The sequence below is a fragment of the Curtobacterium sp. BRD11 genome, assembly GCF_031844345.1.
GTDB lineage: Bacteria > Actinomycetota > Actinomycetes > Actinomycetales > Microbacteriaceae > Curtobacterium.
Genome location: NZ_JAUZUZ010000001.1, coordinates 495,973 through 509,962 on the forward strand (window position 1 = coordinate 495,973; position 13,990 = coordinate 509,962).

The window sequence follows — 13,990 nt, forward strand, 5'->3', positions numbered from 1 at the left end:
GACGGGTGGGCCTGCGAAGGTGCGTCCGAGGAGTCTGCGTCGCGACGAGAGCCCGTACAAAAGGCACATCGAGGTGCGCACACGTGCGGGTGGGCCCGCACGTCCCGGGCCGATCTGCGTACAGTGGACCCGCAAGGGGGAGCGCATGGGGGACATCCAGTACGACGAAGCGGCGGCGAATGCCGTCGTCAGGGCAGCCAGCGCGGCCGCCGATCGCCTGCGCGGGCAGGGGGCAGCGCGTCGGAGCGCCGCCGAATCAGCCCTGGACGACTTCCGCGGCGCGTACGCGAAGCGCTTCGAGGAGTCGGTGCAGATCGAAGCCGACGACCGGCCGAAGCTCACGTCCGCGCTCGACGACCTCGTCGAACAGGTGACCGAGGCCACCGCTGCAGCGGAGCAGGAACGGCAACGCCGTGAGCAGCTCGCGGCGTGGCAGCTCCGGCAGGACGAGCGGGACCGCCAGGTCGCGGCCGATCCGCTCGGATTGCGCGGGAGTCCGTCGCTCGGTGTCTTCGACTTCAAGCCGTCGGAGACGCCGATCGCTGCGCCGACCATCACTGTGGCATTCTCGGCGCGGGGTCGGACCCGCACCGGTGGCGGGACGGCAGAGGGGACGAGCTCAGCTGTCCCCGGTTCGCTCCGGTCCTTCGCGAGCGACAGCCGCGCCGCAGATCGCGCCGCGGAGGAGAAGCTCACGACGCTGCGGACCGCGTGGCACGGCTTCACCGGGAGCTGTGGCTGGGTGCGCATCGCGAGCGCGTCGTTCTTGGCGGGTGCGGACCGGCTGCTCGACGAGAACCGCGAGGATGCAGCGTGGCTCGAGCGGATCGCCGACGCCTTCGACCGGGCCGGTGGTTCCGGCGAGCTCTCGAACGCGACACTCGACATCGCAGCACCGGCCGACCTGCCTCCGGCGCTGCAGCAGATGCTCGATCCAGACCTGACCGCGAGCGAGGTCGCGGCACTCTGGGCACAGCTCGGATGGTCGTCCTCCCGCAGGCAGGACGTCCGAGCGCTGCCCCTGCCGGTACTCGCTCGCCTCGGTAACCTCGAGGGTGTCGCCTACTGGGCTCGCGACACGGCGAACCGCACCGTGCTCGACGCCCGGATCACCGAGGCTGAGCAGGAGGTGGAGGCGCTGCAGTCGACGATCGCGTACGACAACGGGACGGCTTGGGGTCGGGCGTCGGAGAACCTCGAGGCCCTGCGCGCGATCGAGACCGCGAGTCGACCGAGTGACGAGACGAAGGGGCGGCGATTCGTGATGGCGCTGACCGACGACCGCCCACCGCTGGCTGCTGTCTCGATCGGGGACCTCGACACGGCGCAGAACGTCACGTGGGCCGTTCCCGGAATGGGCACCACCGCGAAGGACATGGTGGGGTGGACCGAGGGTGCGCAACACCTCTACGACGCGCAGGAAGGGCTCGGACCTGCAGACCGGGCCGTCATCGGGTGGATCGGGTACGAGACGCCCCCGCAGCCCGTGATCAGCGGCAAGCTCGACTTCGGCGTGCTCGGGAGCGACTACGCCAAACCGGGCGGTGACAACCTCGCCGCTTCGATCAAGGGTCTCGACGCGGTCCGCGCCGGAGACATGCCGACGACGAACGTGGTCGCGCATTCCTACGGCACGACCGCTTCAGCGTACGGCCTGACTCAGGAGGGCATCCACGTGGACACCTTCACGTCCATCGGTTCAGCCGGGCTGCCGAACTCGGTCGACAACGCGGACGACCTGAACGCCGGCCATGTATACGCCGCTCAGGCACGCGATGTCTGGCTGATCGACCCGGAGAAGGGGGACCAGTGGGCCTGGACCGGTCGCTTGAGCGCCGAGCACGGCCAAGACCCCACGGATCCGGACTTCGACGCCACCGTGTTCGGAGCTGACGGCACCGAGGGCCTCAACCCGGTGGAAGACCACGGAACGCTCACGGAGTCGAAGCGCGGTTATCTCGACCAGAACACCGAATCCCTGCAGAACATCGCCTTCGCGACCACCGGACATCCGGAGGACTTGACGAAGCGCAAGGACCTCGGCCCGACACAGTTCCAGCAGTCCCTTCTGGAGAACCCGCAGTGGACCCTTTGAAACCACACGAACCGGCCCGCGTCAGCGGCAGACTGCGCAACGTCGTCGTCGTGCTGCTGGCGACCACGTCGATCCTGTCAGCATGCAGCGCTGACCCCGGAGGAGAGAGCATGAAACCGTCCGAGGCAAAGAAGTCGATCGTCGATGTGGTCGAGCACACGACGAAGTCGATCGGCGGCGACTGGAACGTGTACAGCGGTCCAGCGGCAGAGAGCTGCGACCGTCCCGGCGCTGGGTCTGGAGCTCGTTGGAGCTACATCGTCGAGCGGAAGGCGCTGGACGGAGTCGACCCGGCCGCTGATGTCGAACGGGTCGAGCAGGCCTGGAAGGATCAGGGTATTGCCGTCGAGCGCTTCGAGAGCGGATCGGCGGATCCCCTCCTCGGCGTTCGAGGTAGCGGGGGCCCGGTGACCTCGATCGGGTTCAACGCCTTCCCTCAGCGCTACAGCGTGACCGGCGAGTCGGTGTGCTTCGACGGGGATGTCGACGATCTCCGCGGCGCGGGCTGACGCGGCCGCACGACGTGACGACGACGCGCACGGGGCGTCTGGCCCGAAGGAGCACCGCAATCGCCGTGGTCGCAGTCTTGTCGACGACACTGACCAGCTGCGCTCGCAGCACAAGTTCTGACGGCGGTAGTGCAAACCCATCGGTTGCCAAGAAGACCGTCGTCGACGTGGTCGAGCGCTCGACCGCCGCGGTCGGCGGCAGTTGGCAGGTCTACCGGGGCCCCGCCGTGGAGCCGTGTGGCGATGCGCCGGAGCGCGTGCGGTACGTCTTCATCATGGAACGAACGGCCGCGGCGGAAGGCCAACAGGCGGACATCGATGCTGTGAAGGACGTTTGGAAGGACGAGGGTATCGAATTCTTCGATACTCGGACCGATGGCGACGACCCCGTACTCGGTATCCGCGGCAAGGGCGGCCCGGTCACTTCGATCGGTTACGACGCGCGCCCGGCCCGGTACAGCATCTCGGGCGTGTCCACCTGCGCGGTAGGTGACGCTTCGCATCTCCGCGACGAGGAGTTCCCGGCTGCCCGGTGACCGGCGTCGCGACGCGGGCTGCGGAACGTCGGACGGCGCGTTCAGCCGGGCGATGTGCTGTCCCGGTGTACGGACACGCGGAGCGCGGCGCGCACCGTGTTGGTACCGCCAACGGAGGGGGAACAGATGAAGGGCGACCAGCGTCGCGATCCAGGCACCGACCGGGACCGACGGACCTACCGGATCGTCTCCCGCATCGGCTTCACCGCTGCTCCGGCGATGTTCTTCCTGCCGCTCCTCGTCCCGATGTTCTCCGGCGGCTACCGGTCGTGGCCGATCGTCTGCATGACGGCGGCGTTCGCGGTGCTCGTCTCCGCGTCCTCGTTCGCCGCCATGGCGAGCACGCCACCTGACGGGAACCCCGGGGCGCACCAGCTGTGGGCGATCCCGGTCGCCGTCGTGGCCCTGCTGCCCGGGGCGGTCCTCTCCTCCGGGCTGTACCTGACGGTGGTCGCCCTGCTGAGCCAGGCAGCTGCGACAGCGCCGGGCTGACGGAAGACGCCCGCCTGACAGGACACGCCAGCCCGACGACGGGCGCGGACGGTGCTCGTCAGACCGGACGGTAGATCGCGATCGGGGGAGCGGACGGGTCGCCGTCGTCGTGCGCGTCGCCCGTGGCGAGCCAGGTGCGACCCTCGTGCTCGATGGTCGTCGGCAGGTTGCCGTGCACGAGGATGCGGACGGCCGGCGAGTCGCCGTCGATCAGGTCCACACCGTGTGCCTCGGTGCCACCGGGGTTGTCGTGCACGTAGCTCATGCCCCGAGTGAACCCGGTCGGCCTGGGAGTCCGGGACCGTCCGGCCGCTCGCAGGGTTCGGGTCGCCGCGATCGGCCGGACGAGGGGTGGGTGGCCCCCGGCGCCCTGCCCGGACGGACTCGGGGCACCGAGGAAGCATCCGGAGCCGACGGCGGCTCGGATCGGTCGGCGCCCAGAGGCTTGCGGTTTCCCGCAATCCCGCACCCGACGGCGATCGACGGTGCGTGCGACGCGCCCGGCTGCGCCGTGGATCTCGGTCGCGGGAACGGTTCGGGGTAGAGTGTGGGTGTACGCGGATGTGGCGCAGTGGTAGCGCATCACCTTGCCAAGGTGAGGGTCGCGAGTTCGAATCTCGTCATCCGCTCGGAACACGAAGGCCCTGGTCACCGACCAGGGCCTTCGTCGTCTCAGGCCCGGTCTCCTCGGAGAACCGGGACGACCAGGACTGTCACGCGCCGCCGAAGCGCTCTGCTCGCACGTCGGACAGGTCGTGGCCGAGCTCGCCGAGCCACCGCAGCACCTGCTCGACGAACGGGGTCGATCCGCAGACGTACACGAGCGCTCCGGACCCGGGCGGCAGGACGGCCCGGTCGAGTCGGTCCCGTGTGAGACGCCCCACGGGTTCGTCGGACCCCTCCGGAGCGCGTCGGCTATACACGTGCGTGACCTCGAGCGGCGCGGCCGCGCGCAGGGCGTCCGCGAGCTCCTCGCGGAAGAACACGTCCTCCGGCGTGCGGGTGGCGTACAGCAACCGGAACGGCGTCCGGTCGGCAGCCTCGGCGTGTGCGGTGACCATCGGGAGCAGCGGGACGATGCCCGACCCGCCGGCGATCAGCTGCACGGGCCTCGTCGACGCGCCGGGTCGCCACACGAACCACCCGCCGAGGGGCCCGTGCACGTCGAGGGCGTCGCCGACCTCGATCGCGTCGACCAGGAACGGGGAGACCTCGCCGCCCTCGACCCGGTCGACCGCGAGCGTCACCCGGGTGCCCGCACCGGACGAGGCGATCGAGTAGGAGCGCGACGCCTGGTAGCCGTCCTCGGCGGTGAGGCGCAGGTCGAGGTGCTGCCCCGGGTCGTTGCCCGGCCAGGTCGGGACGTCGAGGACGATGCGGCGCGCGACCGGGGTCTCCGGTGCGACGGAGGCGACGGTGGCGGCGTGCCAGGCCGGCCGTCTGCGGGCGGGGGCCGACGCGCTCGGGGCGGTCCGCGCCTCCAGGCCGTCGACGGGGGAGGGACCGCTCACCAGTACCGCTCCTCCTTCCAGGGGTCGCCGTGCATGTTGTAGCCGGCGTTCTCCCAGAAGCCCGGCTCGTCCTCGGCCTGCATGACGATGCCGCGCACCCACTTCGCGCTCTTCCAGAAGTACAGGTGGGGCACGAGCAGGCGGGCCGGGCCACCGTGCTCGGGGGTGAGGGGCGCGCCGTCGGCCTCGAAGGCGATCCACGACCGTCCACCGAGCAGCTCGGCGCGTGGCACGTTGGTCGTGTAGCCCCCGAAGCTGTGCACCGTGCAGAAGTCGAGCGAGGTCTCGACGTCCGCGAACAGGCGGTCGAGGGAGACGCCACGCCAGGGCATGTCGAGCTTCGTCCAGTGGGTGACGCAGTGGATGTCGACGGTGACGTCCTCGACGCCGAGGGCGTGCACCTCGTCCCAGGTCCAGGTGCGGAGCCCCGTCTCGGTGCGGATGGAGAAGCTCCAGTCGGCCGGCTCGATGTCGGGGGTGGCCCCGGCGGAGAGCACCGGCCAGTCGCGCACGAGGGTCTGTCCGGGCGGGATGCGCGGGTCGTCGCGGTCGTCGCGGCGGCCGCCGAAGCCCCGGGTGAACGTCGCCATGGAAGCTCCTCGTCTCGGTGCGGCGGCTTCCCGCCTTCCCGCTCGGTCCGGCGCTCCCGCGGACCCGCCGTGTAACGGATCGGTAAACACTGGAGCGCGTCGTCACCAGCGTACCGATGCCCTCGGATCGGTGCGCCCACGGGCATCGAGGGGGCGCCGGGCGGCCGTCGGGCCGAGGAGCGGGGCTCGCGCTCCGAGCCGGCTCCCTCTATCGTTCACCGGAACGATTACCAGGAGGGGTCACCCCGAATGCAACCCATCGTCCACGACGACCGCGACGTCCGCGGTCCCAGCCGGCGCACACTGCTGACCGGTGCCGCCGGGCTGGCCGGGCTCGGCCTGCTCACGCTCACCGGGTGCAGCTCCGGCGCGGCAGCCGGCACCGCGGCGTTGCCCGAGGCCGCCGCGACCGGCGCCACCCGAGCGGGGGGACGGCTCCGGGTGGCACGCCCCGCTGCCTCCGCCGCGGAGACACTCGACTCGGCCAGCTCGCTGTCCGCCTACGAGTACCTCGGCGCCCTGTACAACCGGCTGGTCAGGCTCGACGAGCAGGGGACGACCGTGCCCGACCTGGCCGAGGAGTGGTCCGCGAACGCCGACGGCACCGAGTGGACGTTCCGTCTCCGGCGTGGCGTGCGCTTCCACGACGGCGCACGGTTCACCGCGGACGACGCGATCGCGAGCATCCGGCACATCCTCGACGAGGCGACCGCGTCGCCGCAGGCCGGGGTCCTCGGTGAGGTCATGGACGCCTCGTCGATGACCGCGGTCGACCCGTACACGCTCCGGTTCGCGCTCACGAAGCCGAACGCCGAGTTCCCGTCGCTGCTCACCGCCTACCAGTGCTACATCGTGCCGGCGGGCGCCGTCGCGGACATCGGCCGGACGGGCATCGGCACCGGTCCCTTCCGCCTCTCGTCCTTCACGCCCGCCGGTGCCGGGAGCGTCGAGGCGTTCGAGGACCACTTCGCGGGCCGCCCGACGCTCGACGGCATCGACTTCTTCTCCGTCCAGGACACCACCGCGCGCGTCAACGCCCTGCTCGCGGGCCAGGTCGACCTCATCTCGCAGACGAACCTCGACTTCGCCACCGCCCGGGTCGTCGCGGCCTCCGACCGCGCGACGATCGCCCGCTCCACGAACGCGCAGTGGTACACGATCCCGATGCTCGCGACGAGCGACGAGTTCGCCGACCCGAGGGTTCGACAGGCGATGAAGCTCGCGTACGACCCGCGCACGATCGTCGACACGGCCCTGCAGGGCACGGGGGCGCCCGGCTGGGACAACCCGGTGCCGCCGCAGCTCGCCGCCTTCGTCGACGAGCACCGCGAACACGACCCGGACAAGGCGCGCGCACTGCTCCGGGCCGCCGGTGCCGAGGGGCTCCGCACGTCCATCTACACGTCGTCCTACGAGTCGGTCTTCACCCCGTTGGCGGTGGCCTACCGCGACGCGGTCGCCGACGCGGGCATCCGGCTGACGATCCGGAACGCGAGCGCCGACTCCTACTACACCCAGATCTGGATGCAGAAGCCGCTCATGGTGAGCTACTGGTTCACCGGGCGACCGATCGACCAGCTGCTCAACCAGATCTTCCGCACCGGATCCTCCTACAACGAGAGCGCCTGGTCGAACCCGACCTTCGACACGCTCCTCGACGACGCCCGCGCCGAGATGGACGACGCGAAGCGCCGGACGCTCTACCAGGACGCCCAGCGGCTCGTCGTCGAGGACGGCGCCGACATGACCCCGATGTTCGGGGACCGCCTGGTCGGGCTGTCCCGCGACGTCGTCAACTACTCGGAGTACGGCTTCGAGTTCGACTGGCTCCGGATCGGACTGCGCCGATGAACGTCCTCGTCCCCGCCCTCCGTCGACTCGGCATCGCCGTGCTGACGGTGGTCCTCGCATCACTGTTCGTGTTCCTCGCGGTGCAGGCGCTGCCCGGCGACGTCGCGCAGCAGCTGCTCGGGCAGAACGCGACGCCCGAGGCGGTCCAGCAGCTCCGGGCGACCCTCGGACTCGACGAGAACGTCTGGCTCCGGTACCTGCAGTGGCTCGCCGGCGCCGCACACGGCGACTTCGGCACGTCGCTCGTCAGCGGCGAGCCGGTGGCGCCGACGCTCCTCACGGCGTTCCGGAACAGCATGCTCATCGCCCTCCCGGCGATGCTGGTCGGCGTGACGCTGTCGCTCGCGCTCGGCGTGCTCGCGGGTGTCCGCCGCGGTCGTGCGACCGACCGGATCGTCTCGACCGTCAGCCTCCTCGTGATGAGCGTCCCCGAGTTCATGGTCGCGACCGTCCTGGTGCTGCTGTTCGCGATCGGCCTGCCGGTGTTCCCGGCCGTCGTGCTCCGCGGGAGCGACGCCACCGTCGCGGAACTCCTGCCGACCGTCTGGCTGCCGATCGTCGTGCTGACGCTCGCGATGGCGGCGTACATCCTCCGCACCGCGCGCTCGTCGACCATCGACGTGATGGCGTCCGAGTTCGTGACCACCGCCGAGCTCAAGGGCCTGACGATGCGCAGGGTGGTGTGGAAGCACGCACTGCCGAGCGCGCTGCTGCCGACGCTCAACGTCATCGCGCTCAACGTCGCCTGGCTGCTCGGCGGGGTGGTGGTCGTGGAGAACGTCTTCAACTACCCGGGCATGGGCAAGCTCATGCTCGAGTCGGTCTCGAACCGCGACCTGCCGACCATCGAGGCGATCGCGCTCCTGAGCGCCCTCGTCTACGTCGTCTGCAACCTCGCGGCCGACCTCGTCGCCCTCGCACTCGACCCGAAGCTCCGCACGCGGCAACGCCGCACCCGGACCCGCCCGGTCCGCAGCACACGGAAGGCCCACGCATGACCGCCGTCGCCCCAGGCTCCCGCAGCGTCCTCGGCGCGGCCGTCGCGCCGTTCCGCAGCTCGACGGCACTCGGCGTCGGCCTCGCGTTCATCGCCGTGCACCTCGTGCTGGCGGTGCTCGCGCCCGTCATCGCCGGACACGACCCCGTCGCGACGGACGCCGCGGACGTGCTCGCCGGCCCGAGCTGGGCCCACTGGCTCGGCACGGACCAGTACGGACGCGACCTGCTGTCGCGCACGCTCAACGGCGGCCGGTACGCGCTGCTCGTGACCTTCCTCGCCACCACCATCGCCGTCGCCGTCGGTAGCGTCCTCGGCTGCGTCACGGCGTACGCGGACAACTGGTTCGACGAGGTCGTCATGCGCGTGGTCGACGCGCTGCTCAGCGTGCCCTCGATCCTCGCGCTCCTCGTCGTCGTGACCGTCTTCGACGCCGGACTCTGGGTCATCGTGCTCGCGGTGACCGTCGTCTACGCACCCGCCGTCACCCGCGTCGTCCGTGGTGCCGCGCGGACGGTGATCACGCAGGACTACGTCACCGCGGCCCGCGCCCGCGGCGAGCGCGCCGTGTCGATCGTGTTCCGTGAGATCCTGCCGAACGTGCTCGACGTCGTCCTCGTCGAGTTCGCCATGCGGGCGTCCTGGATCGTCCTGCTCGTCGCGTCGCTGTCCTTCCTCGGCTTCGGGGCGAACCCACCGACGCCCGACTGGGGGCTCATGGTGCAGGAGAACCGGACGGCGCTGACCGTGGTGCCGCTCGGCACCCTCGCGCCGATCGTGGCGCTGGCGACGCTCGTCGTCGGCCTCAACCTCGCCGCCGACGGGCTGGCCAAGTCGCTCGGCGTCGACCGCGCACAGCAGGGAGCGGGCGCATGACCGACCAGCAGACCGTCCACCGCCCGCAGGCGGGGGAGCCCGAGCAGCGGCCGCTCGTGCGCGTCGAGGACCTCGCCGTGTCCTACGCCGCCGGGCGTCGCACGGTGCCCGTCGTACGCGGCGTGTCCTTCAGCGTCGCCGCTGGTCGCACGCTCGGCCTCGTCGGTGAGTCGGGCAGCGGCAAGTCCACCGTGGCCCGCACCCTGCTCGCACACCTGCGCGCCGGGTCGCGCATCACCGGCGGCCGCGTCCTCGTCGACGGTCAGGACGTCTTCGCCCTCTCGGCCGCGGGGCGTCGGGCGCTGCGGGGCGGGACGGCCTCGGTGGTGGCGCAGAACGCCGGGCAGGCGCTCACCCCGTCGATGCGCGTCGGGGAACAGGTCCGCGAGGCCCTGCGCGCACACGGCGAGCCCGACGGGCCCGACCGCGTCGTGGAGCTCCTGCGGCTCGTCCGGCTCCCCGACCCCGACACCATCGTCCGGCGCTTCCCGCACCAGCTCTCCGGTGGGCAGCAGCAGCGCGTCGCCATCGCCATGGCGGTCGCCGCGCGCCCGCGCGTCCTGGTGCTCGACGAACCGACGACCGCGCTGGACGTGGTCACGCAGGCGGCCGTCCTCGACCTCGTCGCCGACCTGGGCCGCGAGCTCGGCATGGCCGTGCTGCTCGTGAGCCACGACCTCGGGGTGGTGTCCGCGATGGCGGACGAGATCGCCGTCATGCGCGCCGGTGAGGTCGTCGAGCACGCCGCGACGGCGGCGCTCTTCGCCGCGCCGCAGCACGAGTACACCCGCGCGTTGCTCGCCGCGGTACCGGACGGCCGACGGCCGGAGCAGCGACGGCCGGAGCAGCGCCGGACGGGAGGCGCGGACCGCCCCCGGCGCGACGCGCGCGTCCCCGGGACGGTCGCCGACACCGCGACCGGCAGCGCGCCTCCCGGGTCGCCGGTCGAGCCGGCGGTCGAGCGCCCCGTCGTCGACGCCCAGGACCTGGTGGTCCGGTACCGACGCGGCCTGCCGGCCGCCGTCGACGGTGTCTCGTTCGCCATCGCGCCGCGCGAGACCCTCGCGGTCGTGGGGGAGTCGGGCAGCGGGAAGTCCACGCTCGCGACGACCCTCGCCGGCCTCGTGCCCGCCGAGTCGGGCTCGTTCACCTACGACGACGGCACGGTGCGCGGTGACCTCCGCGAACCGGTCGCGGCGCGGTCGCAGGAGCTCCGACGTGCCGTGCAGCTCGTGTTCCAGAACGCCGACACCTCGCTCAACCCCCGTCGCACCGTCGGTGCTGCCGTCGGTCGGCCGCTCCGGCTGTTCACCGGGAGCTCCTCGCGGGCGCGCGTCGGCGAACTCCTCACGCAGGTCGGACTCGGCCCGGAGTACGCCGACCGGCTGCCGGCGCAGCTGTCCGGCGGACAACGGCAGCGCGTGGGCATCGCCCGCGCTCTGGCAGCCGAGCCCCGGCTCGTGATCGCCGACGAGATCACCACGGCGCTGGACGTGCAGGTCCAGGCCGGCATCCTCGCGCTGCTCGACGACCTCCGCCGCGAGCGCGGGCTGAGCTGCCTGTTCATCAGCCACGACCTCGCCGTCGTGCGGGGCGTCGCCGACCGGGTGGCGGTGATGACCGGCGGGCGCATCGTCGAGGTCGGCCCGACCGAGCGCGTCTTCACCGGGACGAACCACCCGTACACGCGCACCCTGCTGCGGGCGACGCTCGAACCGGGGCAGACCGAGCTCCCCGACGTCGGCGACGGCGTGCAGCGCTGGCGGGACGCCCCGGGCTGGACGGACCACGGCGACGGACACCGCACGAGGAACTGGGAGGACGCATGAGCACCCCGCACCTGACCGCGATCGGTCCCGACCCGCGGCTGCCCGAGGGCGTCACGGTCCGGGACGACTGGATCCCGATGCCCGACGGCGTCCGGCTGCACGCGCGCACCTGGGCTCCCGCCGACCCCGACGGACCGCTGCCGGTGCTCCTGGAGTACCTGCCGTACCGGCTCGACGACTGGACCGCCCCCCGCGACTCCGAACGGCACCCCTGGTACGCGCAGCACGGGTACGCGTCGGTCCGGGTCGACATCCGCGGCACGGGGTCGTCGGACGGCTTCTTCGACGACGAGTACAGCGAGCAGGAGCTCCGTGACGGCGAGGCGGTCATCGCGTGGCTCGCCGCGCAGCCGTGGTCCTCGGGTGCGGTCGGGATGTTCGGCATCTCGTGGGGTGGCTTCAACGCGCTGCAGCTCGCCGCACGGGCCCCGGCGGCCCTGCGGGCGATCGTCACGGTGTGCTCGACCGACGACCGGTACGACAACGACGTGCACTACGTCGGCGGTGCGGTCCTCGGCATCGACATGACGGCCTGGGGCGCCACCATGTTCGCCTTCAACTCGCGACCGCCGCGTCCCGAGGTCGTCGGGCCGGACTGGGTCGACCGGTGGCGGGCACGGCTGGACCGGAACCGGCCGATGACCCCCGTGTGGCTGTCGCACCAGGAGCGCGACGACTACTGGCGGCACGGCAGCGCGGGTGAGGACCACTCGGCGATCCGGGCAGCGGTGCTCGCGGTCGGCGGGTGGGCGGACCCCTACCGGGACGCCGTGCTCCGCCTGGTGGAGCACGTCGACGCACCGGTGAAGGGCATCGTCGGGCCGTGGTCGCACCAGTACCCGGACCGCGGTCTCGCGCCGGGGCCGTCCATCGGGTTCCTGCAGGAGACGCTCCGGTGGTGGGACCGGTGGTTGCAGGACGTCGACACCGGGGTCGAGGACGACCCGGCCCTCCGCGCCTGGATCAACGAGGGCGAGGCCCCCGCCACCCACTACGCCGAGCGCCGGGGCCGGTGGGTCGCCGCCGAGGCCTGGCCGTCGACCGCCTCCGCCGACCGCACGGTCCCCCTCGACCTGCTGCGTGGTGGTGGGGACGGCCCGGTGGTCGTGCGGTCGCCGCAGCACACCGGGGTCGACGCCGGTCGGTTCTTCCCGTTCGGCAACGCCACCGACCTGCCGCCGGACCAGCGCGCCGAGGACGGCCGCTCGGTGTGCTTCGACCTGCCCGTCGACGAGGCGTTCGACGTCCTCGGCAACGTCACGGTGCGCCTCACCGTGACGAGCGACCTCCCGCGGGCGACGCTCACGGTCCGGCTGTGCGACGTCGCGCCGGACGGGTCCTCCACACTCGTGACCCGCGGCGTGTGCAACGCCGCGAAGCGGGCCGGAGCCGACCGTGCCGACCCGCTCGAGCCCGGCGTGCCGACCGAGCTGGACGTCCGGCTCGTCTCGACCGGACACCGCTTCGCCGCGGGCCACCGGGTGCGGCTCGCGGTGTCCTCGTCGTACTGGCCATGGGTCTGGCCGCACGGTGCCGCGGCGACCGTGACGCTCGACCCGGCGACGTCGTCGGTCACCCTGCCCACGTGGACGAGGGCGACGGACGACGGTGTGCGGTTCGAGGAGCCGGTCCGGTCGACCCCCCTCGCGATCGAGCGGACCTCGCCCGTCGACCCGCTGCCGCAGCGGACCGTCACGCACGACGTGGAGACCGGCGAGTGGACCCTCGACGTCGACCCGGGGTACGGCGGCGGCCGCGTCTACCCGGACGGGCTCGTCTTCACCGAGGACGCGCGCGAGACGTACCGGATCCGACAGGACGACCCGACGAGCGCTCGTGCCACCTCGCGCTGGGCGATCGGGCTCGACCAGCCGGAGTGGGCGGCACGGGTCGAGACGACGTCGGACGTGACCGCGACGGCCGACGCCTTCCACCTGGTGAACACCGTGCGCGCCTGGGCCCGCGACGGCGCGACCGGAGCGCCCGAGGTGCTCGTCGCCGAGCACACCTTCACCGACGAGGTCCCGAGGACGTCGGCGTGACCGGGGCCTCCCGCGTCCGGCAGCGTCCGGAGGTGCGCCGGGCGATGATCGTCGACGCGGCGCGCGCGGTCATCGTGCAGCGCGGCGTCGGCGCGACGGGCCTCCGCGACATCGCGGCGGCGGCGGACGTGTCGGTCGGCACGGTGACCTACCACTTCGGCAGCGTCGCGGAGATCCTCAACGAGGTCGTCGTGCTCGAGACGGAGCGCTTCTACGGTGCGATCGTCGCCGCGGTGGACGCCGAGCCGGACCCCGTGGTCGGACTCCGGATGCTCGTCGGACCACTGTTCGGCGACACCGAGCAGGTCCGGCAGCACTGGCGCATCTGGTCGGACTACTGGACCGCCGTCGCCCGACGGCCGGAGGTCGCAGCGGAGTACGCCGAACGGATCCGCGTGTGGGAGGCGTGCCTCGTCCGTGTGGTCGAGCGCGGGCTCGCCGACGGCGTGTTCCACACCGACGACGGCCCGGAGGTCGTGGCGCTGCGACTCGCGGCCTACAGCGACGGTGTCGCGACGCAGATCGCGCAGGGCGTCCCGACCCTCACCAACGCGGTCGCGCTCGCGTGGATGTGGCGGTTCCTGTCCCAGGAGCTGGGGATCGACGCGGCGACGATCGCGGGCGCGGGGCAGGGGACCCCTGACGAGGGCTGACGTGCCCCG

General features: G+C 72.1%; 13 protein-coding genes and 1 tRNA gene. 11 read left to right on the top strand and 3 right to left on the bottom strand.

Going from position 1 to position 13,990, the window contains the following annotated elements:
- Window positions 1-145: 145 nt before the first annotated feature.
- The 4 genes from Q9R28_RS02250 to Q9R28_RS02265 all read left to right on the top strand — a co-directional run bounded on the left by Q9R28_RS02250 (window position 146) and on the right by Q9R28_RS02265 (window position 3,632).
- On the top strand, window positions 146-2,095 hold the full coding sequence (locus tag Q9R28_RS02250) for an alpha/beta hydrolase (protein WP_209682675.1): 1,950 nt from the start codon (window positions 146-148) through the stop codon (window positions 2,093-2,095).
- Window positions 2,083-2,604 carry a hypothetical protein gene (locus Q9R28_RS02255; protein ID WP_209682672.1) on the top strand — a complete coding sequence of 174 codons (522 nt, stop codon included), beginning with the start codon at window positions 2,083-2,085 and terminating at the stop codon, window positions 2,602-2,604. Before Q9R28_RS02250 ends, Q9R28_RS02255 begins: the two co-directional genes overlap by 13 nt.
- A 167-nt stretch (window positions 2,605-2,771) precedes the next feature.
- The gene (locus Q9R28_RS02260) at window positions 2,772-3,140 is read left to right on the top strand and encodes a hypothetical protein (RefSeq protein ID WP_209682669.1); all 369 of its coding nucleotides are present in this window, start codon (window positions 2,772-2,774) and stop codon (window positions 3,138-3,140) included.
- A gap of 126 nt (window positions 3,141-3,266) precedes the next feature.
- Window positions 3,267-3,632, top strand: coding sequence for a hypothetical protein (locus Q9R28_RS02265; RefSeq protein ID WP_209682666.1), 366 nt, complete (start codon window positions 3,267-3,269; stop codon window positions 3,630-3,632).
- Window positions 3,633-3,690: 58 nt separating this feature from the next.
- Here the strand turns inward: Q9R28_RS02265 and Q9R28_RS02270 are convergent, their stop codons facing one another.
- On the bottom strand, window positions 3,691-3,897 hold the full coding sequence (locus tag Q9R28_RS02270; protein WP_066654223.1) for a hypothetical protein: 207 nt from the start codon (window positions 3,895-3,897) through the stop codon (window positions 3,691-3,693).
- Between the two features lie 292 nt (window positions 3,898-4,189).
- Here Q9R28_RS02270 and Q9R28_RS02275 point away from each other — a divergent pair.
- Window positions 4,190-4,261 (top strand) — tRNA-Gly (locus tag Q9R28_RS02275).
- Window positions 4,262-4,345: 84 nt separating this feature from the next.
- On the opposite strand, the gene Q9R28_RS02280 is transcribed toward Q9R28_RS02275, so the two are convergent.
- The gene (locus tag Q9R28_RS02280; RefSeq protein ID WP_307810344.1) at window positions 4,346-5,143 is read right to left on the bottom strand and encodes an FAD-binding oxidoreductase; all 798 of its coding nucleotides are present in this window, start codon (window positions 5,141-5,143) and stop codon (window positions 4,346-4,348) included.
- Window positions 5,140-5,733, bottom strand: coding sequence for a molybdopterin-dependent oxidoreductase (locus tag Q9R28_RS02285; protein WP_066654225.1), 594 nt, complete (start codon window positions 5,731-5,733; stop codon window positions 5,140-5,142). Before Q9R28_RS02285 ends, Q9R28_RS02280 begins: the two co-directional genes overlap by 4 nt.
- Window positions 5,734-5,982: 249 nt before the next feature.
- Here Q9R28_RS02285 and Q9R28_RS02290 point away from each other — a divergent pair, with 249 nt between their 5' ends.
- The 6 genes from Q9R28_RS02290 to Q9R28_RS02315 are packed head-to-tail and all read left to right on the top strand — an operon-like array spanning window position 5,983 to window position 13,981.
- Window positions 5,983-7,584 (top strand): ABC transporter substrate-binding protein, encoded by a 1,602-nt coding sequence (locus Q9R28_RS02290; RefSeq protein WP_209682662.1) that lies wholly within the window; start codon window positions 5,983-5,985, stop codon window positions 7,582-7,584.
- Complete coding sequence (locus Q9R28_RS02295) at window positions 7,581-8,582, top strand: ABC transporter permease (protein ID WP_066654229.1); 1,002 nt, start codon at window positions 7,581-7,583, stop codon at window positions 8,580-8,582. Before Q9R28_RS02290 ends, Q9R28_RS02295 begins: the two co-directional genes overlap by 4 nt.
- Entirely contained in the window at window positions 8,579-9,457 is an 879-nt protein-coding gene (locus tag Q9R28_RS02300) for an ABC transporter permease (protein ID WP_209682656.1), read from the top strand. Before Q9R28_RS02295 ends, Q9R28_RS02300 begins: the two co-directional genes overlap by 4 nt.
- Window positions 9,454-11,286: an ABC transporter ATP-binding protein gene (locus Q9R28_RS02305; RefSeq protein WP_311205383.1), complete on the top strand. Its 1,833-nt coding sequence runs from the start codon at window positions 9,454-9,456 to the stop codon at window positions 11,284-11,286. Before Q9R28_RS02300 ends, Q9R28_RS02305 begins: the two co-directional genes overlap by 4 nt.
- On the top strand, window positions 11,283-13,328 hold the full coding sequence (locus tag Q9R28_RS02310; RefSeq protein WP_311205384.1) for a CocE/NonD family hydrolase: 2,046 nt from the start codon (window positions 11,283-11,285) through the stop codon (window positions 13,326-13,328). The genes Q9R28_RS02305 and Q9R28_RS02310 overlap by 4 nt, the downstream gene beginning before the upstream one ends.
- Window positions 13,325-13,981, top strand: coding sequence for a TetR/AcrR family transcriptional regulator (locus tag Q9R28_RS02315; RefSeq protein WP_251160230.1), 657 nt, complete (start codon window positions 13,325-13,327; stop codon window positions 13,979-13,981). Before Q9R28_RS02310 ends, Q9R28_RS02315 begins: the two co-directional genes overlap by 4 nt.
- Window positions 13,982-13,990 lie beyond the last annotated feature (9 nt).

Bases quoted from the DNA above. Each gene is read 5' to 3' on its own strand.
- Q9R28_RS02250 (WP_209682675.1), top strand. From the start codon at position 146: ATGGGGGACATCCAGTACGACGAAGCGGCGGCGAATGCCGTCGTCAGG.
- Q9R28_RS02265 (WP_209682666.1), top strand. From the start codon at position 3,267: ATGAAGGGCGACCAGCGTCGCGATCCAGGCACCGACCGGGACCGACGG.
- Q9R28_RS02270 (WP_066654223.1), bottom strand. From the start codon at position 3,897: ATGAGCTACGTGCACGACAACCCCGGTGGCACCGAGGCACACGGTGTG.
- Q9R28_RS02285 (WP_066654225.1), bottom strand. From the start codon at position 5,733: ATGGCGACGTTCACCCGGGGCTTCGGCGGCCGCCGCGACGACCGCGAC.
- Q9R28_RS02290 (WP_209682662.1), top strand. From the start codon at position 5,983: ATGCAACCCATCGTCCACGACGACCGCGACGTCCGCGGTCCCAGCCGG.
- Q9R28_RS02295 (WP_066654229.1), top strand. From the start codon at position 7,581: ATGAACGTCCTCGTCCCCGCCCTCCGTCGACTCGGCATCGCCGTGCTG.
- Q9R28_RS02300 (WP_209682656.1), top strand. From the start codon at position 8,579: ATGACCGCCGTCGCCCCAGGCTCCCGCAGCGTCCTCGGCGCGGCCGTC.
- Q9R28_RS02305 (WP_311205383.1), top strand. From the start codon at position 9,454: ATGACCGACCAGCAGACCGTCCACCGCCCGCAGGCGGGGGAGCCCGAG.
- Q9R28_RS02310 (WP_311205384.1), top strand. From the start codon at position 11,283: ATGAGCACCCCGCACCTGACCGCGATCGGTCCCGACCCGCGGCTGCCC.